Source organism: Arthrobacter alpinus, assembly GCF_001294625.1.
In the GTDB taxonomy this organism is placed as follows: Bacteria; Actinomycetota; Actinomycetes; order Actinomycetales; family Micrococcaceae; genus Specibacter; species Specibacter alpinus_A.
In genome coordinates this window covers 619926-645123 of the sequence record NZ_CP012677.1, presented here as the reverse complement: position 1 = coordinate 645123, position 25198 = coordinate 619926, and the positions used below count along the sequence as shown (strand labels likewise).

At 59.6% G+C, this 25198-nt stretch carries 18 protein-coding genes, 1 tRNA gene and 2 pseudogenes; 2 read left to right on the top strand and 19 right to left on the bottom strand.

Translation table 11 applies throughout. The features are described from left to right. Positions 1 to 19: 19 nt before the first annotated feature. The 5 genes and pseudogenes from AOC05_RS02810 to AOC05_RS20685 form a co-directional block, all read right to left on the bottom strand. The gene (locus AOC05_RS02810; RefSeq protein WP_062005502.1) at positions 20 to 226 is read right to left on the bottom strand and encodes a hypothetical protein; all 207 of its coding nucleotides are present in this window, start codon (positions 224 to 226) and stop codon (positions 20 to 22) included. Between the two features lie 21 nt (positions 227 to 247). Continuing rightward, positions 248 to 793, bottom strand: coding sequence for an ABC transporter permease (locus AOC05_RS02805; RefSeq protein WP_062005500.1), 546 nt, complete (start codon positions 791 to 793; stop codon positions 248 to 250). Between the two features lie 86 nt (positions 794 to 879). Then, positions 880 to 1559 (bottom strand): annotated as a pseudogene (locus AOC05_RS02800) (ABC transporter ATP-binding protein). A 98-nt stretch (positions 1560 to 1657) separates the two neighbouring features. Beyond that, positions 1658 to 2041, bottom strand: coding sequence for a hypothetical protein (locus AOC05_RS19990; protein ID WP_062005498.1), 384 nt, complete (start codon positions 2039 to 2041; stop codon positions 1658 to 1660). 29 nt (positions 2042 to 2070) lie between these two features. Further along, a pseudogene (locus tag AOC05_RS20685) lies at positions 2071 to 2571 on the bottom strand (ABC transporter substrate-binding protein); the annotation flags it as partial. Between the two features lie 357 nt (positions 2572 to 2928). On the opposite strand from AOC05_RS20685, the gene AOC05_RS02790 reads away from it, so the two are divergent. Together AOC05_RS02790 and cysC are read left to right on the top strand one after the other, a co-directional pair. Next, positions 2929 to 3912, top strand: coding sequence for a sulfite exporter TauE/SafE family protein (locus AOC05_RS02790; protein WP_062005496.1), 984 nt, complete (start codon positions 2929 to 2931; stop codon positions 3910 to 3912). A gap of 484 nt (positions 3913 to 4396) precedes the next feature. Beyond that, entirely contained in the window at positions 4397 to 5236 is an 840-nt protein-coding gene (gene cysC / locus AOC05_RS19685; RefSeq protein WP_195849406.1) for an adenylyl-sulfate kinase, read from the top strand. On the opposite strand, the gene AOC05_RS02780 is transcribed toward cysC, so the two are convergent. From AOC05_RS02780 to AOC05_RS02715, 14 genes are all read right to left on the bottom strand, one after another. Then, on the bottom strand, positions 5233 to 8058 hold the full coding sequence (locus AOC05_RS02780; protein ID WP_082357703.1) for a LuxR C-terminal-related transcriptional regulator: 2826 nt from the start codon (positions 8056 to 8058) through the stop codon (positions 5233 to 5235). The two genes, cysC and AOC05_RS02780, sit on opposite strands and share 4 nt — an antisense overlap. A 121-nt stretch (positions 8059 to 8179) precedes the next feature. Then, positions 8180 to 10912 carry a helix-turn-helix transcriptional regulator gene (locus AOC05_RS02775; RefSeq protein ID WP_195849405.1) on the bottom strand — a complete coding sequence of 911 codons (2733 nt, stop codon included), beginning with the start codon at positions 10910 to 10912 and terminating at the stop codon, positions 8180 to 8182. A 15-nt stretch (positions 10913 to 10927) separates the two neighbouring features. Beyond that, positions 10928 to 13582, bottom strand: coding sequence for a LuxR C-terminal-related transcriptional regulator (locus AOC05_RS02770; RefSeq protein WP_197277885.1), 2655 nt, complete (start codon positions 13580 to 13582; stop codon positions 10928 to 10930). Positions 13583 to 13769: 187 nt separating this feature from the next. Then, positions 13770 to 14348 carry an aminoacyl-tRNA hydrolase gene (gene pth, locus AOC05_RS02765; protein WP_062005484.1) on the bottom strand — a complete coding sequence of 193 codons (579 nt, stop codon included), beginning with the start codon at positions 14346 to 14348 and terminating at the stop codon, positions 13770 to 13772. Positions 14349 to 14358: 10 nt separating this feature from the next. Further along, positions 14359 to 14928, bottom strand: a complete 570-nt coding sequence (locus tag AOC05_RS02760) for a 50S ribosomal protein L25/general stress protein Ctc (protein WP_062005482.1) — start codon at positions 14926 to 14928, stop codon at positions 14359 to 14361. 335 nt (positions 14929 to 15263) lie between these two features. Next, positions 15264 to 16067 (bottom strand): type IV toxin-antitoxin system AbiEi family antitoxin domain-containing protein, encoded by an 804-nt coding sequence (locus AOC05_RS02755; RefSeq protein WP_062005481.1) that lies wholly within the window; start codon positions 16065 to 16067, stop codon positions 15264 to 15266. 282 nt (positions 16068 to 16349) lie between these two features. After that, on the bottom strand, positions 16350 to 17330 hold the full coding sequence (locus AOC05_RS02750) for a ribose-phosphate diphosphokinase (RefSeq protein ID WP_062005479.1): 981 nt from the start codon (positions 17328 to 17330) through the stop codon (positions 16350 to 16352). Positions 17331 to 17369: 39 nt separating this feature from the next. Continuing rightward, positions 17370 to 18761, bottom strand: coding sequence for a bifunctional UDP-N-acetylglucosamine diphosphorylase/glucosamine-1-phosphate N-acetyltransferase GlmU (gene glmU / locus AOC05_RS02745; protein WP_420480389.1), 1392 nt, complete (start codon positions 18759 to 18761; stop codon positions 17370 to 17372). 173 nt (positions 18762 to 18934) lie between these two features. After that, a tRNA-Gln gene (locus AOC05_RS02740) sits at positions 18935 to 19006 on the bottom strand. Between the two features lie 242 nt (positions 19007 to 19248). Then, entirely contained in the window at positions 19249 to 19875 is a 627-nt protein-coding gene (locus AOC05_RS02735; RefSeq protein ID WP_197277884.1) for a hypothetical protein, read from the bottom strand. A gap of 344 nt (positions 19876 to 20219) precedes the next feature. Then, positions 20220 to 22001 carry an ABC-F family ATP-binding cassette domain-containing protein gene (locus tag AOC05_RS02730; protein WP_062005474.1) on the bottom strand — a complete coding sequence of 594 codons (1782 nt, stop codon included), beginning with the start codon at positions 21999 to 22001 and terminating at the stop codon, positions 20220 to 20222. Positions 22002 to 22025: 24 nt separating this feature from the next. Continuing rightward, positions 22026 to 23015: a 4-(cytidine 5'-diphospho)-2-C-methyl-D-erythritol kinase gene (locus tag AOC05_RS02725; protein ID WP_062005472.1), complete on the bottom strand. Its 990-nt coding sequence runs from the start codon at positions 23013 to 23015 to the stop codon at positions 22026 to 22028. Between the two features lie 20 nt (positions 23016 to 23035). Further along, positions 23036 to 23914 (bottom strand): 16S rRNA (adenine(1518)-N(6)/adenine(1519)-N(6))-dimethyltransferase RsmA, encoded by an 879-nt coding sequence (rsmA, locus tag AOC05_RS02720; RefSeq protein WP_062005470.1) that lies wholly within the window; start codon positions 23912 to 23914, stop codon positions 23036 to 23038. A 93-nt stretch (positions 23915 to 24007) separates the two neighbouring features. Continuing rightward, positions 24008 to 25153 (bottom strand): resuscitation-promoting factor, encoded by a 1146-nt coding sequence (locus AOC05_RS02715; protein ID WP_062005468.1) that lies wholly within the window; start codon positions 25151 to 25153, stop codon positions 24008 to 24010. Positions 25154 to 25198 lie beyond the last annotated feature (45 nt).

The following is a 25198-nucleotide window of genomic DNA, read 5'->3' as shown; positions in this document are numbered from 1 at the left end:
CCATCTTCGTCCCTGCAGACTATCGTGCTTGGTCCATGATCCCACCACCTAGGCCACGGCGTCGTTGGAGGCCCTCAATTATGGCGGGCAGAGCCCTGTCAGCTCCCATCCCGATGATCAAGATGACCGCCATCACTCCCGAAGTATCTGAAAACACTCGGAAATATTGCAACGAGACCCCCAAGGACGGCTTGGAGGCAATGATGACCACGAGTTCACCGGCCATGAGGCTTCTCCACGCAAATGCCTATCCCCCTTTGAGGCCTGAACAGTATGCAGGGAGAGTCGCTGGAATGACGAAGAACGGGTAGAGCCTGACACCTGTTGTCCCCATCGAACGGGCGTTTCGGATGACGGCGACCGGTGTCTCATCAACTCCGGAAATCAGTCCGTTGGCCACCGACGGTGCGGCTCCCAACAGGACAACAAAGAGGATTGCTTGCTCGGACAAACCAACCAAGAAGATGACAAAAGAGAACCATGCGATCGATGGCACGGTTTGCATGCCAGTAATCAACGAACGCACCGTTGCCCGAAAGGCCCTTTGGCTAATTTCAGCCATGCCAAAGCAGGTCCCGACGACAACTGCGGAGCCAAACCCGATGGTGGCTCGAAGAAGAGTCGTGGACACCCCCACCCAGAATTTCCCGTCCGAGACCATCCCCACCAATCGTTGCCCCACCATAAAGGGCGTCGGCAAAACGTAACCGGGACGCCAGCCTGAAAGGTAGATCGCGTCCCATAGAGCTACCACCACAGCAGCGGCAATCAATGGCGAAACGAGCTGTCTCATGCGACGGCGCAATGTTCGATGTGGCGCCGATCGCGCCTTCAACGCCGGCCCACCCGACGAGGTCCCTTGAAACATCCCGGACCGGCTCACGGCTGTTGTGTCCTTATGTGGTGAGTGAGCTGGGCCGCCACGGCGGAAAACTCAACACTGTCAGCGTTGCGCGGGTGGGGCGGCATGATTGCCATGTGTGCCTCTACCCGGCCCGGCGTCGGCGCCATGATGACGATTCGGTCAGCGAACCGGACGGCCTCCCGCGAATTATGCGTCGCAAAGACCACCGTAAGTCCGCGTTCGGCGTGGATTCTTCTAGTTTCATTATGCATGGCGTCACGGGTAAAAGAGCCGAGGGCACCGAATGGTTCATCCATGAGCAGTATCTGGCAGTCCTGGGCCAAAGTTTTGGCCAGCGCAGCCCGTTGGCGTATACCACCGGAGAGCTCATGGGGGCGGAGCTTGGCCATGCCGGGCAGCCTCACTGACTCCAGCAGTGAGGCTGCCCGTTCCTTGAACTCTGCATGAGGCACACTGAATAGACGTAGCGCCAGTTCGATGTACCCCCGGACCGTCAGCCACGGAAAGAGATTGTCGTCCTGGAACATCACCCCACTTTTCGCCGGCCAGTTTCGATGACGCCGCGGGTAGGAGAGTACAGTCCGGCAATCAGGTTCAAAAGTGTGGACTTGCCGCACCCCGACCGCCCCAATAGGCACACAAACTCGCCGTCCAGGACATCCAATTCGATGTCAACCAGCACCGCTGTCAACATCCCATTCCCGCGATATGTCTTGCCCACCGATTTTACCGAGATACTGACTTCCGAATCCAAAAGGCTGCTGCCGTGGCGGTCCAGCGGCCACACGGCAGTCATGGTGCCTTCACCGTGCTCAGTCCTCTGGCAACAAGGATGGAATTGAGTATTCGTACATCAGAAAGTCCGGACAGGTCAACTTTCCCCTGCAACCCGACGGACTCCGCATTTGCAGCACCGGCCAACAACCTTTGTGCCAGTGGATCGTCGCCAAATTTCACGTTGTTCCAGTTCCGATCAAGTACTGCGGCATCAATCGATTTGCCGGTAATCGTGTGAATTCCGGCGTTGACGACGGCCTTGGCCTGGTCGGGATGGTCATTGATGAATTCAATCGAGTCGAGCTCTTCCTCCACCACGGCGGCAACTGTCTTTGGGTATTTATCAAGAAAATCCTTCTTGGCACCACATTTGTCACTACAAATGAGCTGTACGGCCACAGGCTGCTTTCATTGACTAAAATGAGTCCCTCACCTGTCAGCAGCAATTGGGAAAGCCAGGGTTCCGGGAGCCATGCACCGTCGATGACTTGGCGCAAGAACGATTGCAGTGCGGTGGCGTTGTCTTGAGGCAGAATGCGCACGTCACCGCCGCCTTCAGTGTAAGTGCTCAGGCTCTGCCCCTTTAGCTCGTGACTCAAAGCAACATCCTGAGTATTTCCCAATTGCGTGGTGGCCAGTTTTGCCCCCCCCCCCCCCCCCCCCCGCAACTGAGAATGAGTGTCGATCCCGGACCGCACCACAAGTCCGGCCCCAACCGACGCGGCACCCGCCACCACCCGCGAGGCTTCTCCGTTTCTCTTGCTGTAGCCGTTGACCGTGGGATTTGGCCCGGCAAAGACCATGTCAACGGCCCCCGGGAACAGGTCCTCAATGGCCGACGGCCCGGCACTGAAGATGACCGGCTCGAGAGTGGTCTCCTTCAGCCGAGTGGCAAGCAACCCTTTCCGCCCTGACGATTGCCGGGGCATGTGTCAGGTTGGAAAATATCCAATCCGCACTGACTTAGCACTGCCGCCGCCCATGCCCTCGCTCAGCGAGCTACCTGAACCGGCGGGAGTAAATGCGCTGAGGGCGGCGATGACTGCCACCCCCCCCCACCAGCAAGTGAGCTTTGGCTCGAGAATGGTTCATGCCGACATCCTTAAGGTAATTAACCCTGCCAATAACACACTATCCAGCTAGGTCACAGGTGTTGAAAGTGCTTCGGTAGAGAATCTAATACTCGTTTTACCTATCGGACTACTGTGTTTTACCTAGATGGGCACTCGACGGCAGCCAAAATTACGCGTGGGCTGCCGGCCGCTCCGGTGACACTATTGTTTGCTATGGACTCATGGGTCGTTTTGGCAGCGTTTGGCGTAGGAATAGTTGTTGGCCTGACCGGGATGGGAGGCGGGGCACTCATGACGCCTGCCTTGGTCCTAATATTTGGTGTTCCGCCCTTGGCTGCCGTCTCCAGTGATCTGGTTGCCAGTGCCGTCATGAAACCCGTGGGCTCGTGGGTTCACCTTCGCCAGAAAACCGTCAATCTGGAACTGGTCAAATGGCTGGTTATCGGCTCAGTTCCGTCAGCATTTTGCGGAGTCTTGATCCTTAAGTGGATGGGACCGGCCGAAGCTGTGCAAAACGGCGTACGTATTGCGCTCGGCGTCGCACTCCTTGTTTCCGCACTATTGCTTGCAGTGCGGGCGTATCTAAAAATCGTCGAGCGCACCAAGGCACAGCGTCACGGTCAAGACGCCCCCACGTCGCTACAAAACGGCCCCCTTCGCGCCCGCCCCCTTCCGACTGTCCTCCTGGGAATTGTTGGCGGGGTCATCGTTGGGATGACGTCCGTCGGATCGGGGTCCATCATCATCATCGGATTGATGATGATCTACCCCGCACTCAAGACCAACCAGCTGGTGGGAACAGACCTGCTGCAGGCCGTCCCACTGGTTGCGGCGGCCGCGTTTGGGCACACCCTCTTTGGTGATCTGGACCTCGGCCTGACGATTCCCTTGATTATCGGCAGCATTCCGGGCGTCTTCATTGGCGCCCAACTTTCCAGCCGGCTGTCCGGCGGGTTTATCCGCCGCGCGTTAGCATTCGTCCTTCTGGCATCAGGGCTGAAGATGCTCGGACTGGAAAACCACCTAACGGCACTAACCCTTGTGGCTTTCTTGCTCGTGACTCCACTTGCATGGATGGCCATCAGGCTTCACTTCGGCCTTCCTGCACTCGCCACCAGGGAACGAATGCAACGGCGCAACCAGCTTGGCAGCCAAGAACTTGCCACCGGAGAGAATGTTGAAGCCCATGAAAAGTGAGAATGATTTTGCCGCCAATCTACCGCAACATGCCATGTCCGGAACCGATCTGGATGAGTTGGAGCTCCTTGCAGGCGGCTTATTTGCCCCTGCAAATGGCTACTGCCTTCCTCACCAAGTGCCCGAGGGCTGGCCAGCCCCATTTCTCCTTCGTGTCCCATCCGGTGTTGCCCAAGAAGCACTGAAGAATCGGGCAATATTGCTGACCGATCCGGATGGAACGCCCTTGGCACGGTTGGATGTCACAGGGACCTCTCCCCTTGCCCTGACCCCAACAACAGACACAAGATATTTGGCGGGCTCCCTATCCGTTCTCCGCTGGGCGGAGCATCCTCCGGCACGCAGCATCCGGCTAACGGAGCCACTGGCACAAGCTTCCGACGGCAAGCAAACAGTACTCGCAGTGTTCTCCGAAACCCCTCGAAACTCACAGGTCGCTTTGGCCATAGAATCGGCACATCAGGAGAATGCGGTCCTTTGGATCGTGGCTGAATGCGGGCCGCAACCGCACGGACGCTACACGGTCCAAGCCTTATTGGATGAACTGTCCCAGATTGTTGACAACGTCGACGGCGCCCGGCTGGGAATGATTGTCTTGCCCTCAAACAGGACCGATCCGCACCGTGGGAAGATTCTTCATGACCATCTTCTACAAACACTATCCGCAGATCGGGTACTGGATTTCTCCACTGTTTCAGCAACCGTGAACACTTGGACGCCTAGTGCGTCCTTGCCATCCCGGCCAGCCCTCAGGGACGGTGCCGCGCAAAAAGGCGTGGTGGTCTTCCTGACCGGACTTTCCGGCTCGGGCAAGTCCACTGTGGCAAGGGCATTGTCTGAACGCCTTGTGCTGGATGAGTTACGGCCGGTGACATTGCTTGACGGCGACGACGTGCGACGGACACTGTCCCCAGACCTAGGGTTTACGCGGGAGGAACGGGAAACCAACGTACGCCGGCTCGGGTGGGTTGCCTCGCTGATTGCCGGTGCTGGCGGAATGGTGATATGCGCACCCATCGCTCCCTTTGACAAGACCAGACAAGAAGTCCGGGAGATGGCCGAAGCCGTGGGCGTGTTCCTGCTTGTCCACGTTTCCACTCCGCTGTCCGTGTGCGAATCGCGGGACAGGAAAGGCCTGTATGCCCGTGCAAGGACGGGCGAGTTGAAGGACTTCACAGGTATAGATTCAGCCTATGAAATTCCAGCTGACGCCGACCTTCAGATTGACACCAGCGTTCTCAGCACTTCCGAAGCTGTTGAGTCGATTATCCTCGCAGTCGCCAGACATTCCAAAGGCGCTATGGGGGAATTCTCCAAAACTTAGACCAACGTTTCCCTTAATTCGGCCCTTGAAGCAACTTGCAGCTTCGAATATATCTGATACAGGTGGCCTTCAACAGTTCTTACAGAAATATGCATTTTTGCTGCGATATCCTTGTTGCTGGCACCCGAGGCCGCGTGCACGGCAACTTCTTGCTCACGGCCCGTCAATCGCTGCCCGTCTTCGTCGGAAACTTTGACCTGGCCCAGCTTGAGCACGCCCCCCCGGATGAGCTGCTGTGCGAGCCGCATACCAACCCTGTCAACATTTTCACCCGCAATTTTCAAAGCAGATCTGGCAATGTCGCGCGAGAACAGGGCGTCTCCTTGCGCGGCCGCGACCTCAGCAACCACTACCAGAAGGTTGACATCCCGACTCACAATGCCCCGTCCAAAGCTTTCACACAGACTCGCCAGTGGTCCTTGAAGCCCGGACGCCAGCGTCAGTAGTCTCTGAGCGCCAGTCACACTCCCCAGGCGAACTGCCGCATGGACGAAGACCATTTCCACAGCAGTCGTGCGAAACTGACGTTCCTCATCGGCCAGCGCAAACAATCGAACTATCGCCTTTTCCTTGGACGCGAGCTCTGCCGACGTCAGTACTTGAAAATAGCTACAAGCGGTGGAGACCAGCCGGGCACAATGGCCAGCGCCTTCCTTGCCTTGATTCAAATACTCCAACGCCATGTCATTGTCACCCTTGAGGGCGCAAGCATAAGCAATTGCTGCGATGGCCAACGACCATGTGCCCCTCTGCCCCAGCTCCTTCAACTGGCTGGCTGCAGGCACCAAATACTCCAGAGCGTTGTCAGCTCGCCCGCTATATACCGCAACCAACCCTTCAGACAATTCCGCGAAGCAGGCAATACGCGTGCCCATGAACATGCCTGCCGGCACCCACAAATTATGCCGCCCAATTCTCTCGGCCGACAAGGATGCAATAACGGCCGCCACAAGCGCAGAGCCGGTCTTTTCTGACGATGGAAAGTTAATGTTCCCGCCCAGATTTTCTAGGTCGATTTCCCTCGAAACCCTCGCCGCATCGACGGCGCTTCCTGTGAGGGTCAATGCCTGCGTCAGCCAGCTCCCTGCCAACAGCCTAGTCTCACTTGAGCGTCCGGACTGATGAAGCTCGCGCAGTTCCCTTACAACGGCACGGTACCGCCCATCATGGATGGCCTGCTCAATAACTCCAAGCGTCAAGTCCTCACGCATATCAAGTAACTCGGAGTCCGCTGAATTGGCCTGCTGAGATGCGCTGTCACCGTCCCTGCAGTTCAGCCGGGTGTTAATACGCTCCAGAATTTCGCCTGCTATCTCCTGACTCTGATCCTGCAAACGAGCCAATGCTGCCCGCAAAAGCATAACGTCAACCCAATGACGATCCGGCAGTTGGTCTATTTGCAGGTCCGGGTTCAAAATAAGATTCCTCGCGGCCCCGAATTCACCCAAGGCAATCCGCGCGCTAACCAACTCCGGCAAAATCCTTGGAAGTGATCGGTGCCCAGGCAGCGCCTCCAGAAGTCGAAGTGCATCACGGGGATGGCCGGATTGAGTAGCGTCCCGCGCTGCGAGCAAAGTCTGATCCAAGTCGAGGGGCACACCACAGTCAAGGGACCAGATCGCTTCGGAAAAACTCAAGTGGACTGAACGGTCACTTGCATCAACTGCTTCAAGTACCCGCCGTCGTAGTTCACGGCTTCTGCCAGCAGGGACTTGCTTCCTGAGCACCTTGGCCATCAGCCAATTGGAGAGCCGGACATTGGCAAATTCTCCTTGAGAAATATCCAAGTAGCCTCGTTGCTGCAAAGAATCCAGGGCTGCAACGTCAACAGCACTCATGATTTGATTCAGGGGCATTCCACCTGACAGGGCAAGGATTTCCGCAATTAACCGCTCCGACTCTGAAACGGTGCCAAGCGCTGTCATCACGGTATCAACGCCATTGCCGCCGCAAACGAAAGCCGACCCGGTAACCACCCACACGTTGTCGGTTTTCACCAATGTTCCGGCCTCAATTTGTTCGTGAACAATGACATCAAGAAACCGCGGAATTCCGCCACCTGCAGACCAGAGCGCGCGCGCGGCGGCTTCGGATACCCGTGCGCCAAGAATTAATTCAAACCATTGCCGGGCCTCGGGGAGAGAAAATGGCAACACATCGATTCGTCGGATGATCCCATCCCGCCAAAGTCCCACGATCTCACGGGGCACCTCGGTCAGCGAATTGCAGGCAGCCAATAGACGAACAACACCGTTGACCGCCAGTTGCGTGAGAATCAGTGCCGAACTTTTATCGAGGTATTGGATATTGTCGACGAAAATCAGGACGCCTCGCCCCGCAGCACGTTCATTGAGGTTCCTTGTGATGCCCTGAAGGACGGCCAGCGGGCTGCCTAAGGCTTCCTGTTCAAGATGGCTCATCAGCGGGCTGATTGCACCGTACTCTATGGCTTCCGTACTTGAACTGCATCGAAGTGAAACAACCAAGTTCTCCAGGGCGAGCTTTTCAATGACTTGCCGTGCCACGAAGGTCTTACCAACACCGTACTCCCCGGCCAGAATGACGCCTCGCCCATCGCCATTGTCAAGGGCTCTGCATACTAAGTCCACGACGGGACGGCGGCCGGAACGGCGGGCTTCACCTCGCTCACTGGAATCGTGAGAATCCATGACCCGTGCAGGGTTTTCTACATTGAATGACGAAGTTGAGATTTTCATGATTGAGACCTTCGATGAAGTTTTGATCGCTACGTGATCAACTCTATGAAGATGTCTCATTTTCAGCACCAGTGCTGAGTACTCGTTAACCACGTACTTAGACACTCACCTCCAAGCACGTGTACTTGCATCAAGTAGTCGAAGCCAGTATTAAGGAGCTTGTTCCGGGCAAATAACACGCGCAAGGCTTAAGAACTAGCCGGACAAATCAACAAATCAGGGCGGACTACTCGTTTGGCATAATATCGGAGAAGTCGCTCCTGCCGGTGATGCCTAGCTTCGCGTAAGCGCGGTAAAGGTGCCCTTCCACTGTACGAATAGACACGTGGAGGGTCGCTGCAATCTCACGATCTGCCTGCCCCGCAGCAGCCAGCCCGATAACTTCATTCTCACGCTTGGTCAGCCTGCCAATACCCACACCTGACTGAGTAGGGACGGATGGCTTACTATCAATTTGCGTACCCATTGCACCACGCGAGGTGGCAATCATCTTTCGTGTGTACGTTGAGTTTCTGTTTGACCTTGCCCCGTCCTGAACTGATGCTGCATTCACAAAGATTACGTGTGCAAGGACAATCCAGCCCTCACGCAGCAGCAGTTCACCCGTCCGAAGTAACTCGTAAACGTCTTCAGTGTCGATGGCAAGACCAACCCTTTTCAGTGCGCCAGCCCAGTCCCCTTCAACCCGTGAGGCCAAATGGATAAATCTTTTGAGGGCAGTAATTTCCCCCAATTCAAGGGCAAGATATAGGGAGTTCAGCTCCAGGAGTTCAAATCCTGCAAGGTGCGCGTCGTCTGCTTGATGCCGCAGTGCCGTCAATCCGGCGCCGTCGCGCAGGAGGTACTCCAACCCAGCGGCCATGAACGCCCGTTCATGAGCTGCGACAAGGAACATTCCGGTTTTTTCGGAATACCCATCGGACAGTCCTTGGGCCAACTCCCAGATACCCAATTTGGCGGCGGCATAAAGCGCCATCGACGTGCAAAATCCAAGTAGTTGCTGGGGATCACTCAGCGTCAGCGCATCCATTCCCGGAAGAAGCGCCTGCAGTGCGTCAGCCAACTTGCCTTGGCGGATGAGAACCATTCCCCGGACAACATTGAAGCCTCCACCAAACGACCAAATGACGGGGCCGGCATCAGCGGTGAACTGTTCCAGAATTTTGCTCGCCTTATCCCAGTCGCCGGCGCACAGGACAGCGCAAAGTTGGCGGATGATGATCATTTCCGGCAAAAAGAATACGTGGTGGTCTTCAGCATGAACAATATTGAAGGCTTCCTCGGCGCGCGCTTGTGCCTGCACAGGGAAGCCCTGGACAGTAAGCCGCTCGGCATCCAGGGCAAGCGCCACGGAGCGATTGAGTAGTTGTTCCTCGCTGGGTGGGTGCTTTCCCAGCGCGCAAACGGAGTCAATCAGTGGCGGCATGGCAGCGTAGTCGCCCTGCCGCGAGAGAACGATGAGTTCCAGGACGTTCGCCCGTTCCTGGGTTTCCGTCAAGATAGCCCCGGAGGCTTCAGGTAGTACAGCGGCGAGCCGCTCGCCCGCGGCCCGCAGAGCCGCTGCGTCCGTTGAAATATTTCTCGCGGGGTGCCCCAGTGCAGTATGCGTGGCCGCCATCAGGAGTGATCCGAATAAGAGTTCCTTCAAAGTCCTTGCCTCACCGGCAGAACCGTCCAGGAGCTCCGCAGCGGCTTCGTAGTCGCCGAGGTTGAATCTTGCGCGTGCTTTCACCGCGCGGGCACGAAGGGCGAATTCCGGGGTATCGACTGCATCGACCAGGCGCAGCGCCATTGGTGTCTGATAAAGTTTGCACGCATAAATTGCGGCCCGGAGAAGTTGCTCATCGGCAACGTCCATGCCGCTCTCCAGCGCCCAGCTCACCCGGCGAAGGTGCACTTCTGGCGTCGATATCTGCGGATCGAACCGGCTCATCAACCGTTGGTGCAGTAGCCTGCTTTGCGTGGTTGGAACTAGTTCGCGAATTACTTCACCGTAGATGGGGTTGATAAGGCGCAATTGCCCCGATTCTTCTTGTGGTTCCCGTACCAACTGTCTGGCCAACAACTCATCGACGGCGCTAGCTCCAACCAGTCCACTGACTGTTATGATGTCGACTGGTTCAGATAATGCCACAAGATTTAGGGCTTCCCTCGCCTGTCGTGTCAAGCCCCGAATTTGCTGGCGCACCAGGTCCTTTAGGTCCTGACTGCGTGTTTGGGCATGCTGTTCGGCGACCCAAACCCCCTGCCTGAGATTTAGCTGGCCGCTGTTTGCTGCGTCTTGAATTACCAAACTCATTAACAGAGGGTTACCTCCGGCCGAGTGCCAAAATAGCCAGCTAGTGCTGCCCAGCACTGGTCCGCCCAGCATCTCCACACAAAAGTCATGAGCTTGTTCCTGCGTCAAGGGAAGCAACTCGATACCCTCGGCCATTCCTTTGGCCCACAGCTTCCGCATTGGTTCTGGCAACGACTCACTATGCCGGTAGGAGGCGACAAGGGTCACGGTGCCCGCGAGAACCAGACTCACCACCAGCTCGGCAGTCGCCGAATCCACCGCATTCGCATCGTCAATTATTATGAGTGCCGCACCCGGCGACTGAGTTGCTTGTTCGGAGGACAGGCGTTCCCGCCTGGCCTCCAGTGTTTGCAGGATGACACGAAGCACATTGACTCGAACCCCGACGTCGTCCACCGACAGCATGGTCAGAAATGGGGCCAGGACTCCGTATGGAATTGTCGACAAGGCCGGAGTGCCATGGATGGATAGGACTGGAATGCGGTTCTGTACCTCACCTGCCACGGCCCTGAGCATGGTCGAGGCGCCCATACCAGTGTCAGAAGTGACAAATACTGCCCGGCACTCATCACCTTGAAACGCTCTCAGGACATCACCGAGCTCGGCTTGCCGGCAGAAAGGCGAACGCAGTGCCAAGTCGTCGGAATCTGAGCGTTTCATGAATCTCTTCATTTCCTACAAGCCTTCGACCTGATCTAATTCGGCCCTTGACATGATTCCAAACTTAGCAAATACCTGGTAAAGATGGCCTTCCACTGTGCGCACCGATATCCCGACCCTGTCCGCTATGGCACGATTACCCAGGCCGCGCACAGCCAACTTGGCAATTTGGAGCTCCCTTTGGGTCAATCTCACGCCCGCGCTCCGAGGGGCCCTGGGCAGGATGGGTATGCTGAGGGCGAGGCGGTCCAACCTCAACTTTGATTCGTACACCAAGTGCTTATCTCCGGCATCGCGAGCAAATTCGAGCGCTAAAACCATACACCTGGATTCCACCGCGATGAGGTCCAGCTCATTGGCGATGGTCGCTGCCTCCAGTGCCATAGCTGCGCTCTTGGTCCGAGAGGCCCGGGCGAAGACGGAGTTCAGCTTCGCCATGGGACCTTGCCTCCGCAGCGACGTTTCCTCGAGCATTGCGAAGTCATGTTCGGTGCCATTCACCGTGGCACCAAAGAGGCTGACGGATGCGGTTGTGAACCTGCCCTTCACAATGTCGGCTTTCGCTGAGGCCATAAGTCGGTCCACAGCCGTTGGGTCATCGATCCAACGTAAGGCCATGAACCGGAAGAACTCGGCAATAGAACGAAATACCCAAGCCGTCAGTGCCGGTGTCTGGTTGGTCAACGCAATGTACTTTTCGACACCGGCCACATCCCCCACTTGCGCGTGAGCGAAGGCGAGAGCGGAGTACGCCAGATTCAAGGCATTGTAGGATTCCCTAACTTCCAACTGCGCGGCTGCAGCCATGAGAACTTCGGCGGCCTCGCGTCCCCGGCCCGCGTAGGTGTATGCCAGGCCGAGTGCAAGTTCAAGTGCCCCGCCTCCAAACTGGGCCGAGTGGGTCCCATCAGCCAGCAAATCATCCAGAACACTCACGCATTCACGCCACTGGCCGGTCCACAAGAGGGCCAAAATTATGCCAATATGATGCAGATCGGGCCTGACCAACGCGATGTCACGTTGCTGGACTTCAGCGGCAACCGAACGTGCCAACCGCACGGCTTCCATTTCGCGACCAGTGACTGTCCACACCAAAACGAGAGTACTGGCGCAATTGAGCCTGTACTCATCGTCGCTTGATTGGAGAGCCGCCTCGAGGTCCGCTGCGACGTCGGAAAAGTCACCGTTGTGGACCTTGAACTGGAACCAAGCCACGTCAAGACGCTCCGTTGCGTTCATCGGCCCTCCGGATTGCTCCACTCCATCTTGAAGTCGTGATCGCGCCAGACGGAGAAGTTCGGGGATCCGAGCGCACCCCTCAGGAACCCACAGTAGCGCACTCATGAAAGCAGCCGCCCACTCCGCGTATGATTCCGGGTCGAGTCCAGCCACGATGTCCTCGGGGATCCCTTCCAGCTCCCGTGCAGCTTTCCCATATTCGGCAAGAACGATATAGGCGCCACTGCGATATATAGCGGCTTTGACCCACGACGGGTCTCCGGCAGGAACGTGCTCAGATAGCTTCAGGGCAAGGACGGGGAAATGCAAACGGATCGCTGTAGCAGTCGCCGCCAAAGCCAATTCCGGCGCCAAAGCCACGTTCGAGTCATGGGCCCACTCTGCAAAGCGCAACAAGTCTTGGTTACCTAGGGCCGCGGGGTCCGGGGAAATAGTGGATGAAAACTCCTGAAAAAGGACGACCTTCTCCTCCATACTCAGCCCCTGGCGGACGGTTTCGCCAATATATGGCTCCATCAGATAGGCCTGCATCCGGCCGTTGTGGCTCACCCCGAGGTATCCACGCTCTTCCATCTCGGCGACCACTTCCGCTCCCAGGACGGCGATGACCACTGACAAGGGCGCCGTTTGAATCATCGCCATTTTAGTGACCCCAAAACGCACATTTTCGCTTTCGCGGGCTAGCCTGGATTTCACCAACTCTCCCAACGGGCTTGGGGCATTCGAGGTGGAGCCGCTCTCGATGACCCAGGTCCCGTTGTGTTGGTTGAGAGTGCCGTTTCCCACTTGCTCGCTCACCAGTGCATGAAGCACCAATGGATTCCCGGTGCTGGCGGCGAACAATGCGGAAACTGCGGCGCCAGAGACTGGCCCACCCAACCCCCTTCGGAGGAGTTCCCGTACCTCCGCACGAGATAAGTTCTCCACCCTACGTTCTGCCAACCTTCCATCTTTGAGAAGCCACAAGAAGTCGTCTGGAAGGTCATTGATGTGGCGGGCGAGGACAAGTATCCGAGCGGTGCCGCTGAGTAGCAAGTGCATCAGCACGCTCAAGCTCAGGCTGTCAACGCCGGGTAAATCATCGAGAATCAGCACGACATTACGGCCGCGAGCATCTTGCCTGATGAGCTGGGAAACTCCGTGAATGATGGTTGTAGCAGACTCCGATGCGCCGATAGGCAGGCGCGCCATCAGCATTTCCAATATCCCATAGGGCACCACCGTCTCGGAAGAACTCCCAAACAGCCGTATTATGTGGGTCTCGCCTGCTAGTGCGGTGTCAACGCCCCGGGCCAAGGTGGACTTTCCAACACCCCGTGCACCGATGAGCGTGATGCCGAAGTAACGCCGGTCTTGAAGGGCCGCAGCTATCTCCGCGATGTCGTTTTGACGCACGAACGAGGACCACCGTCGCCTGTCCTCGGCTCCCATGGCAAGCCTTCTTGCTAACTGGTCACCAACCGCAGCACGCTGCGGAGTGGCAACCCCTTCGCCCGTCATAGTTCGAGACCTCAACTACACGATGACGTCCATGGCTTTTCGGCTTAAAGCTTCTGGTCGTGATTAGCTCAGATCATAACAGCCTCAAGCGTCAAACCAAACAGTCATTTTAGCGGCGCTATGCCTGGTGAAACTTCTCCTGGGCGGACAGCAGGCCCTCAACAATGAGCACCTCGGTGGCATCGGCGGCAGCATCGATCAGGAACGGTAGTGTTTTGGCCTCCGTGGAGGAAAAGTCCCGCAGCACGTGACTGGCAGCATCAGCTCGCCCGGGCGGGCGGCCCACTCCAGCACGCACCCGGTAGTAGTCCTTGGTTCCCAGCGCACGGGAAATATCGCGTAATCCGTTATGCCCGCCTTCGCCGCCGCCGACCTTCAGCTTCACCGTGTCAAAGGGAATATCAATTTCGTCATGGATGGCAACCACATGATCGGGCGCAAGGTTATAGAACTTCGCAAGTGACGCCGTCGGGCCTCCACTGAGGTTCATGAAAAGTGTAGGCTTGGCTACAATAATTTTTGGCCCGCCCACGCCCATCCGGCCCGAGGCGATGAGCGCGCGAGCCTTGTGGGTCTTAAAAGTGGCGTTCATGCGAGAGGCGAGTTCCTCAGCCACCATGAAACCAATATTGTGCCGGTTACGGCTGTAGCCGGGCCCGGGATTCCCGAGCCCGACTACAAGCCAAGTATCACTCATCTAGTGTTATTTACTCTGCTGCTTCTTCTTCAACGTCAGCAGCAGCGTTTGGCTCCTGGAGGTGAACGATCAACAGGGTGGGATCGGCAAGCAGCTCAACGTTGGCCGGCAGGACCAGGTCGCTGGCGTAGATGTGCTGGCCGGCGATGCGCCCGGTCAGGTCAACCTCTACGTGCTTGGGCAGGAGAGTTGCATCAGCGGAGAGGCTGATGGTCATTTCTTCCTGGTTGGCCACGACTGACGGGGCCGGCTCGCCAATAACAACGACGGGGATGTCTACAATGACCTTCTCGCCCTTCTTCACCGTCAACAGGTCGATGTGCTCAATGATCTGCAATACGGGGTCGCGCTGGATGTCCTTGACCAAGGCGAGGTGCTCGGTTCCGGCAACATCGACGGTCAGCAGCGCATTGGCGCCACGTACCGCGCGGAGGGTCTGCAAGATGGGCAGCACAATGTGCAGGGGTGCTTCACCGTGACCGTAGATGACCGCGGGGATCTGGTCTGCACGGCGGATGCGGCGTGCTGCACCCTTGCCGAACTCGTTGCGCAATTCGGCATTCAATTTGATTTCAGACATAAAAATAGCTCCTTCAATATTCAGGTGGCAATGCGTGGACAAATAAGGTCTACACACATTCCATCACCCGAAAGTAGTGGAGCTGTGAGACCCAGTCGATCACGGACACTCGTTGCGGAGCGTCCCTCGCCAAGGTTTACTGAATAAGTTTATCAGAACGACGGTGGCCCGCTTGCGACACCCACCGGGCCGCTATGCGCCGGACTCCCAAGGCAATTTCACGCATAGCGGCGCTCATTTTTTCTTGTGCGCCAGACCCATGCCGGGTTTGGCGCCGGTGGACAACATGCGCCATATCCACCTCTGGTCCGGCGCATAGGCCACGTGGCGGCACCTCACTGCGGCGCGGAATTGATCACGGCAAGCGCCTGACGTACCCAGCTCAGCATGATGTCCGGGCGCCCCAGTACCAACTTTGCGGGAATGCGAAGGCACCATACCCCCTTGATGACCAGCAGGTTCTCCCGCCGCAGGTCTTCCGCCCACCCCTGCTCCGTATTGTGGTACGTTTCCCCGTCCGTTTCCACACCTAAAACGCCTTCAACCAGCAGGTCGATGTGGCCCACACCCTTCACATAGAACTGGCCCTGCACGTTTAGCCCGGACTTGCGCAAGTAGTATCTAGCCACGGTTTCGGCAATGGACATGGCCTGGGGGTCGATCATGTCAATGATGGCCCGTCCCCGAGTGTCCTCTCGCCCGGCGAATTCAGCACGGAGCTCGGCAATACTGCACTTCTTGAGCACCACTGCTGATTCCAAGGCAGCCAAGCCCTCCACCTCGGAACCGCATTTGACGCATTGGCGCAAAATGTTCAACAACGTCTGCTCCCCGCTGACTTTATGAACCACGCACCCGGGAATCGGAGGGCCATGAGCCGCGGCAACATGCAGTAAAGGCGGGCGCTTGATGACCCAAAGGCCCAGTTGTTCGGCCTTGGTGAAACACGTCCGACGGGCCTGATGCAGGGCAAGCCTCACATCCAAGGGATCGGCATCCGGCAACGCATAGTAGCCGCGGGCAATGCGCCGGATGAGCCCTGCCTCCTCGGCCATCTTCAGGCTCCAGGCCGTGCAACCCTTGGCAAGCAGGTCTTTGCGCCGGGCAACCTTGCCGTACCAGGCGACTTGATCCTCCACTGAGCGGGTTTTTACTTCCTTTGAACTCACCATGCCACCCAGTGTGTCCACGAAGCGGCGGCCGCGGTAGCCGCGCCGTCGTGATTGTGGACGAGCGGGGCCCGGGCTGAGGCTGTGGAGGAGCCAATGACTTATTTAATGCGCAAAACCAGCGCCCGGATTCCACGCATACCATCCGCACAGTTCCCCTATGCGCCGGACCCGTGACGGGTCTGGCGCCAGCGGACAACATGCGCACAACCCAGCTCCAGCCCGGCGCACAAGGGTTGCGCGCAGCTCTGCTTAGGCGTTGCCGTCGAACAGGCTCGTGACCGAGCCGTCCTCGAAGACTTCCTTGATGGCGCGCGCCAGCAACGGCGCAATGGAGAGCACCGTCAGGGTGGGGAAACGCTTGGATTCGGGGATGGGCAGCGTGTTGGTGACAACCACTTCGCGGGCGCCACAGTTGGCCAGACGTTCCGCGGCCGGGTCGGAGAAGATAGCGTGCGTGGCGGCGATGATGACATCCTTGGCGCCGGCGTCCTTGAGTACCCGGACCGCCCCGGCAATGGTTCCGCCGGTGTCGATCATGTCATCGATGAGCACACAGGTGCGTCCGGCAACCTGACCCACCACGGTCTTGGACACGGCCTGGTTCGGCACCGTCAGGTCACGCGATTTGTGCACGAACGCCAGCGGGGCCCCACCCAGGCGCTCCGCCCACTGCTCAGCCACGCGCACACGTCCGGTGTCGGGCGAGACGACAGTGACGTCGTCGTCCCCCACAATCTTGCGAATGTGGTCGGCCAGCAACGGGATGGCAAAAAGGTGGTCCACGGGGCCGTCGAAGAAGCCCTGAATCTGGGCGGTGTGCAGGTCAACGCTCATGATCCGGTCTGCGCCGGCCGTCTTGTACAGGTCCGCAACCAGGCGGGCGGAGATCGGCTCGCGGCCGCGGCCTTTCTTGTCCTGGCGTGAGTAAGGGTAGAACGGGGCCACCACGGTGATGACGCTGGCGGAGGCGCGCTTCATGGAATCCACCATGATCAGCTGTTCCATGAGCCAGTTGTTCAACGGTGCCGGGTGGGCCTGGATGATGAACACTTCCTTGCCACGTACACTCTCCCCGGAACGAACGTAGATTTCCCCGTTGGCGAAGTCATAAGCCGACATTGGCAGCAGCTCAGTACCCAAACATTGCGCCACTTCTTCGGCTAGCTCGGGGTGCGCGCGGCCGGTTGCCAGCACCAGTTTCTTGTCGACATTGTGGCTAAGTTCGCTCATGGGATCGCTTTCTCGCAGGGGTGGGGTAGGTGAGAAGTCTTAGTTGCTGGCATTGTCGGCAGCCTTTTGCGCGGCCAGCGCAGGGATGCTGCCGGGGCGGTTAGCCGCCGTCCAGCCCTGGGCGTTGCGCTGCGGTGCCACCGTCAAGCTCAAGGCCCCGGCGGGGACGTCCTTACGCACAATGGCGCCGGCACCGGTGAACGCCCCGTCCCCCACGGTTACGGGAGCCACGAACACGGTGTTGGAACCGGTACGTACGCCGGAGCCGATGACGGTGCGGTGTTTGTTCACGCCATCAAAGTTAGCTGTGATGTTGCCACAGCCAATATTGGTGTCTTCGCCGATCTCCGCATCCCCTGCATAGCCCAGGTGGGAAAGCTTGGAGCCGCGGCCGATCGTGACGTTCTTCGTCTCGTAAAACGCGCCAATTTTACCGTCGGCTCCCAGGACCGTGCCGGGGCGCAGGAAGGTGAACGGGCCAACGTGGGCCCCTTCGCCGATGATGGCGCCGGTGCCATGGGTGCGCGTCACTTCAGCTTTTTCGCCGATCTGCACGTCGGTCAGTGTTGAATCGGGGCCGACGACGGCGTCACGCGCCACAGTGGTTTTGCCGTGGAGTTGGGTGCCGGGCAAGATGGTGACGTCTTCCTCCAGCTCTACGGTGGAGTCGATCCATGTGGTGGCGGGGTCGATGACGCTCACACCGGCACGCATCCAGCCTTCAACGATGCGGCGGTTGTGTTCGGTGCCCAGGGCGGCCAACTGCACACGGTCATTGGCGCCTTCCACCTGCCAGCGATCGGCGGTGACCACGGCGGCGACACGGCCGCCGTCGTTCCTGGCCAGGCCCAAAACATCGGTGAGGTACATCTCGCCCTGGTTGTTGTCAGTGGTGACCTTCTTCAGGGCAGCACGGAGCACCTTGGCGTCGAAGGCGTAGATCCCGGAGTTGATCTCACGGATTGCTCGTTCAGCAGCCGTGGCGTCCTTGTGCTCACGGATGCCCAGGACCGTGCCGTCGCTGTTGTGTCGCAGAATGCGGCCGTAGCCGGCGGCATCCTCCAGAACTGCCGTAAGGACGGTGACAGCATTGCCGTCCGTAGCGTGGGTTTGCACAAGTTCTCGCAGCAGTGCGGTGGTCAGCAGCGGGACATCGCCGTAGGTGACAACCACGGTGCCGTGGACCTCGTGCTGCGCGTCGAGGGCTTCCAGTGCGGCCTGCACAGCGCGTCCCGTGCCGGGAATATCGTCCTGGTCAACGATGAGCGCGTGGGCGTCCAGTGCCTGGATGTGTGCCGCCACCGCGTCGCGTTCAAACCTGACCACGACGGCCAAACGGTCGGGGTGAAGCCCCTGCGCCGCGGCCAAGGCATGGCCCACCATGGAAATGCCACCGATGGGATGCAGGATTTTGGGTGTCCGAGACTTCATCCGGGTGCCAGCACCGGCCGCCAGCACAATCACGGCGGAAGGGTTGAATGATTTGGTGTCTTGGGGGCTCACTAAGTGGCGCTCCTACCCGGACCACAGTCCGTGTTCAAACGTACGCAATGGGAAACAAGTCCATATTACCCGTTCACGACCTCTGCCGGATTTCACCAGAGTTCCGCCCATAGGATTCGAACCTATACTCCACAGCTCCAAAGGCTGGGGTGCTGCCATTACACCAGGGCGGAATGTGATCTAGTGCCATAACGCGTAGCTCACGAGAATATAGTGTGCCACGGCAGGGCGCCCTTTCGCGAGTTGAGAGCCATGGAGGGGCGAAATTCCCTCCTTGAACGTGTCAAATTTCACAGTCGACTCGAGTCCTGCGCACCATTTCGGGTGAACCGTGCGCCACTTTCACAGCTGCGCGCGGTTCGCGGTCAACCACGCGCAGAGTTAATCCCCCGAAGCGCCATTCGCACCAAGTCGATCATGGTTTGGGGGTGATACAACGCATCACTGGCCCGGATGTGCAAAGTTGGCACACCACGGATGGCAAGGACGTTGGAGCGGCGTAAATCTTCGGCCCAAGCTTGGGCTGTGTTGTGAAATTTCTCGCCGCGGTCTCAATTCCCAGGACACCCTCAACCAGCAGGTCCAGATGGCCCATACCTCGAATGGCGGCCTGTCCTTGCACCTTGTAGCCGGCCTTCCGGAGGTGATAGCGCCTGGAAGTTTCGGCAATGGAGTGCGATTGCGGATCGATCATGGCAATGATGCGGCGGGCACGGGCATCCTTGCGCTTTTGAAAATTGTGGTGAAGTTGCTCCAGGGTGCATTTCTTGAGCACCACGGCGGATTCCAGGACGCAGAGCGCCTCGACGTCGGTACCGCACTGCACGCAATGTCTGAGGACATCCCAGAGCGTCAACCGGCCGCGAACCCTATGCACGAAGCACCCGGGAACGGGCCTCCCATGCGCGGTTGCCACGTGGGTGGCCTCTGGGGTTTCCAGCACCCAGAGGCCCATTTGTTCGGCACGGCTGAAACAATCCAGATACGCCTGGTGAGCGGCCAGGTGCAGGTCCCGCTCACTGGCATTTGGCAGCGCGAACACGGCCCGTTCCACCTTGAGAAAGCGGCCGGATGACACGGCTTGGACGAGGTCCCAGTCAGTCAGCCCGCTATGTATCAAATCCTTACGCCTGGCAGCAGTCCCTCACCGTTCGATAACGGCTTCAACCGATGTCCTGCGACTGTCTGCCGTTCGCTTCATGGCACCAGCTTGGCCCAAAAAAGCTGGGTTCGGGGGCCCCTGCATCGACGGTGTGGACAAGCTCCTGGGCAGAGCGGGCTGTGGAGGGAGGACCCGCTTTGGGCCTGCGTACGGTTCCGCATAAATGGTGCGCCACTTTCACAGCGGCGCACCATTTGGCCAGAACGGTGCGTAGAACTAAAGCCCTACTCGAGGACCTCTGAGGCCTCAAGCCATTCCAGTTCCAGACCGGCCCGCTCGGCGGCAAGCTTGGCCAGTTTGGCGTTGAGCTCGGCCAGGGCGTCATAGTCGCCCACGCTGGTGGCCATTTGTGCATGCACCTTGGCGTCCGCAGCGGAATTCTTTGCCAGCTGTCGTTCCAGCCGGTTCAGGACCTTGCGGGCGTCTCGCTTTTGGGACTCGGAGGGCCCCGATGGCGCTGCGGGCCCCTGGGACGCCGCGGAGCTGGATTTGCCTGACAGTGCCGCTTCACGCAGTTCCAGGTACTGGTCCACTCCCCCGGGGAGCCCGCGCAGCTGGCCGTCACCGAGCAACGCCATCTGGTGGTCGGTGACACGCTCCAACAAGTACCTGTCGTGCGAAACCACCACCAGGGTGCCGGGCCAGCCGTCAAGGACGTCCTCTACGGCAGCCAGGGTGTCCGTGTCAAGATCGTTGGTGGGCTCATCGAGCATCAGCACGTTAGGCTCGCCCACCAGCAGGCGCAGCAACTGCAGGCGACGGCGCTCACCACCGGAGAGGTCCTTCACCGGCGTCCACTGCTTGTCCTTGGTGAAGCCGAGCTGTTCCACCAGTTGCCCGGCGCTCATGTCCTTGCCGCCAACGTCGAAGGAGCGTTTCTCCCGCTCAATGACTTCAATGACGCGCATGTTCATCACGTCATCGAGTTCGCGCACCTCCTGGGTCAGCACGGCGGTCTGCACCGTCTTGCCACGCTTGAGCTTTCCTGCGGTCGGCTCGATTTCGCCGTTGAGAAGCCGCAGCAAGGTGGTCTTGCCGGCACCGTTGACGCCGACGATACCCAGGCGCTCACCCGGGGCAAGGCGCAAGGTGATGTTATCGAAGAGCTCCTTGTCCCCGTAGGACAGGGATACGTTTTCCAGGTCCAGTACGTCCTTGCCCTGGCGGGCGGTGGCCATCTTGGACAGGGCAACTGTGTCGCGGGGCTCGGGGACGTCGGCGATGAGCTCATTGGCGGCCTCGATGCGGAACTTCGGCTTGGCCGTCCTGGCCGGTGCACCGCGGCGCAACCAGGCAAGTTCCTTCTTCACCAGCTGCACACGCTTGGTTTCAATCACGGAGTTCATCCGGTCCCGCTCGGCCCGGGCCAGCACGTACGCGGCATAGCCGCCGTCGAACGGGTCAATGATGCCGTCGTGAACTTCCCAAGTGCGGTTGCAGACTTCATCCAGGAACCAACGATCGTGGGTGACGACCAGGAAGGCTCCCTCGTTGGCGCGCCAACGTGCCTTCAGGTGTTTAGCCAGCCACGCCACACCCTCCACATCCAGATGGTTGGTGGGCTCATCGAGCATGATCACGTCGTCGTCGCCGATGAGCAGCTTGGCCAGTGCCACGCGGCGCTTCTGCCCGCCGGAGAGTGAGTGGATGTTCGCATCCCAGTCCACCTCACCGACCAGGGCGCCCATGATCTCGCGAATCTTCGGGTTGGAAGCCCACACGTGATCGGCGGACTCACCCACGATCGCAAAGCCCACCGTGCTTTCGCCGTCGAGCACGTCGGACTGGTCCAGGTACCCCACATGCACACCGCCACGGACCGTGACCCGGCCGGAATCGGCGGTTTGCCGTCCGGAGAGCAGGCGCATCAGTGTGGACTTGCCATCACCGTTGCGCCCGACAATTCCGATCCGATCTCCCTCTTCAAGCCCCACCGTCACGCCGTCCAAGACAGCGCGGGTAGCGAAGGCGATGCTGAGATTTTCTCCTCCAAGGAGATGTGCCACGTCAAACCACTTTCATTGAGGAAATCATGCGTCAAAAACTCTGTGTGCCCCATGGACGGGGCCTTCCACGGCCAAGGCGTCATACCCGGCCGCCGTCAACTCCGCCACAACATCGCTGGCGTGCCGCCCGTGCGCAGCCAGCATGGCGACGGTGGGGCCGGAGCCTGACACCATCGCCGTCAGCGCGCCCGCGGCGATCCCGGCCTGCAAAACAGTTGCCAGCCCTGGGGCCAGCGAGAGCGCCGCCGCCTGCAAGTCATTGCCCAGGCACGGCGCCAGCAAGGCAGCGTCCCCGGCACGCAGGGCCGCCAGGATCAGCGGATCGACCCCGGCGGGTTCTGCCACGTCAACGCCGGCCCGCAAACCGTCCAGGGTGCCGTAAACAACAGGGGTGGACAGCCCGTCGTCCGAGAATACCAAGACCCAGTGCAACGGCTCGGGCGCCAGGGCTGCGGTGAGTTTGTCCCCCACACCCAGCCCGACGGCGGCCCCCCCGAGAAGCGCGAACGGCACGTCTGCGCCGAGCTCGGCACCGAGGAGTGCGAGCTCCTCGCGGGAGAGGCCCGCATGCCAGAGCGCGTCACAAGCCACCAGCGCGGCGGCTGCGTCGGCCGAGCCCCCACCCATGCCCCCGGCAATGGGGACGTGCTTGCTGATCTCCAGGTGCACACCGCAGGCGTGCTCGCTGATATCGGCCACGAGCCTGGCAGCGCGCACGGCCAGGTTGCTCCCGTCCAGGGGAATGCCGGCCAAAAGGTGCGGGGCCAGCGAACTGTCCTTGCTGATGCTGACGGTGACCTCGCTGGCGGGCGTGCCGGGCTTAGCAGTGGCAGTGACTTCTTCGTAGAGGGAGACGGCCAGGTAGGTGCTGGCCACCGAGTGGTAGCCGTCGGCACGCAACGGGCCCACCTTGAAGGAGGCGTTGATCTTGCCGGGGGCCTTGACCCGGATGTGCCGGGGCCGGCCCGCCCAGTCGTAGTCGCCGGACAGTTCTCCGGGATCACCGGCGCGCATGCTCTCTCTCACCCCCGGACTCAAACCAGCAACGGGTTCTTGGCTTCGGCGATGCGGGCAAACGCGTTCACGTCGATCACTTCGCCGCGGGCGCTGGGATCGACACCGGCCATGCGCAGGAACCTCTCCGCTTCCACGGCTCCCCCTGCCCATCCGGCCAGTGCGGCCCGCAGGGTCTTGCGCCGCTGGGCAAACGCGGCATCGATCACGGCAAACACTTGCTCGCGGCTGGCATGGGTCACAGGGGGTTCGCGCCGGGTGAACTCGACCAGGCCGGAGGAGATCTTCGGGGCCGGCCAAAACACGTTCATGCCGATCACCCCGGCCTTGCGCATCTGCGAATACCAGGCACCCTTGACCGACGGCACACCATAGGTTTTGGAGCCGGGCCCGGCCACCATCCTGTCAGCCACCTCGTCCTGGACCATGACCAGGCCATGTTGCAGGGACGGGAAGTGCTCCAACAGGTGCAGCACCACCGGGACGGCCACGTTGTAGGGCAGGTTGGCCACCAGGGCCGTGGGTTCGGCGGGAAGTTCGGTGATGCGCATGGCATCGGAGAGGACGACGTCGAGGTTGCCCGCCAGTGCGGGGCGGAACGCGGCCACGGTGGAGGGCAGTTTTGCCGCCAGCACGGGATCGATCTCCACAGCCACCACCTTGGCGGCGGCGTCGAGCAGGCCCAGTGTCAGCGAGCCCAGTCCGGGGCCCACCTCCAACACCGTCTCGGTGGGGTCAATTTTGGCCGCTGCCACGATCCGGCGGATGGTGTTGCCGTCAATAACAAAATTCTGGCCCAACGTCTTGGTGGGGCGCACACCGATTTCCTCCGCAAGGCGGCGGATCTCTGTGGCACCCAAAAGAGGCTGGGGTGCGGGGCTGGGCTCGGGCTTGGTCACTGGACAATCGTATCCGCTATTAAAAAGGCACGCTCCCCGTGCGGCCCTGAGGCCGCGCGGGGGGCGTGGATGTGCTTGGTCCTCACGCCTGGGTTAGCGCACCACGTGGGCACAACCCCACGGGCGCAGGCCAGCTTTGGCGTAGTAGGTGTTGGCGACAGCAATCTGCTGGGCCTTGGTGGCCAGGCTGGCATTGGGGGCGTACGCACCGCCGCCATTGGCCAGCCAGGAGGAAATGTCGAACTGCAGTCCGCCGTAGTAACCGTTTCCGGAGTTGATGGACCAGTTCCCGGTGGACTCACACTGGGCGATGGCATCCCACATGGCCTCATTGGACATAGCCGGCGCCTCCGCGCCGGTGTTGGCACCGGTTTCCTTGGCCGGGCGGTCCTTGCCGCCCACGGTGACCTGTTCTGCCACGGCAGCGGTCAGCGTCTTGGTACCGGTCTCGGCCTTGCTGACAACGTTGCCATCCACGGTGACCGTGCGGAACGTCTTTTCCAGCGTGCCGGCCACACCGGCACGGGTGGTGGTCTTCTGGTCCTTGAACAGGGCCGGGTCAACCACATGTTCAGTATCAAAGGGAACGGCCGAGGTCTCGGAGGCGGCACCGTCAGTGTTGACGCGGGAAACCTTGACCACCATGTTTTCCACCACCTTGGCCACGCCCGGGACGGAAACCAGATCGGCAGGGGCAACGGTGACCCCGGAGGAGGCAAGGACCTCGGCGACGGTCTCGGCTGTGGTGGTGGTGACGTTCTTTTTGCCGTCCGCGATCACCGTGACAACTTTGGGGGTGATGATGCTGATGTCGCTGGCGTTGGCCAAGATGGCGTCTGCGGGAACCGACACCCGGGCGTTGGCGGCGACGCCGAGCTGGCTGATCAAACCGCCAATCTTGGCGGAGGTGGTGGTGACGTTGTGTTCGGCTCCGTCAAGGTTCACGGTGATCTTCTTGGCCGTGTTGACGGTGATGGCGGTCCCATCGCTCACCTGCGTATTCAGGTCGGGAGTGACCTGATCGCTGGCACCAACTTGCACCTGTGCCCGGTCAAGGACCTGCGCCACCGAGCCACCAAAGGTCTGGACTGAACTTGCTTGGCCGTCAACCATGACCGAGACGGACTTGTTGGTGCCGGCGAACATCACCAGTCCTGCCACGAGGGCGATCAGGACCGCGGCCTGCCCGGCAATCTTTAGAACATTCAGTTTGCCATCGGCGGAGTAGAAAAAACTCACTTTTTCCCATAACTACTAGAGCGCCCGGGCACGGGGAATGGCGGA

Bases quoted from the DNA above. Each gene is read 5' to 3' on its own strand.
- pth (WP_062005484.1), bottom strand. From the start codon at position 14,348: ATGAGTGATACTTGGCTTGTAGTCGGGCTCGGGAATCCCGGGCCCGGC.
- AOC05_RS02810 (WP_062005502.1), bottom strand. From the start codon at position 226: ATGGCCGGTGAACTCGTGGTCATCATTGCCTCCAAGCCGTCCTTGGGG.
- AOC05_RS02790 (WP_062005496.1), top strand. From the start codon at position 2,929: ATGGACTCATGGGTCGTTTTGGCAGCGTTTGGCGTAGGAATAGTTGTT.
- AOC05_RS02775 (WP_195849405.1), bottom strand. From the start codon at position 10,912: ATGAAACGCTCAGATTCCGACGACTTGGCACTGCGTTCGCCTTTCTGC.
- AOC05_RS02760 (WP_062005482.1), bottom strand. From the start codon at position 14,928: ATGTCTGAAATCAAATTGAATGCCGAATTGCGCAACGAGTTCGGCAAG.
- AOC05_RS02770 (WP_197277885.1), bottom strand. From the start codon at position 13,582: ATGGGAGCCGAGGACAGGCGACGGTGGTCCTCGTTCGTGCGTCAAAAC.
- AOC05_RS02805 (WP_062005500.1), bottom strand. From the start codon at position 793: ATGAGACAGCTCGTTTCGCCATTGATTGCCGCTGCTGTGGTGGTAGCT.
- glmU (WP_420480389.1), bottom strand. From the start codon at position 18,761: ATGAAGTCTCGGACACCCAAAATCCTGCATCCCATCGGTGGCATTTCC.
- AOC05_RS02725 (WP_062005472.1), bottom strand. From the start codon at position 23,015: ATGCGCGCCGGTGATCCCGGAGAACTGTCCGGCGACTACGACTGGGCG.
- AOC05_RS02750 (WP_062005479.1), bottom strand. From the start codon at position 17,330: ATGAGCGAACTTAGCCACAATGTCGACAAGAAACTGGTGCTGGCAACC.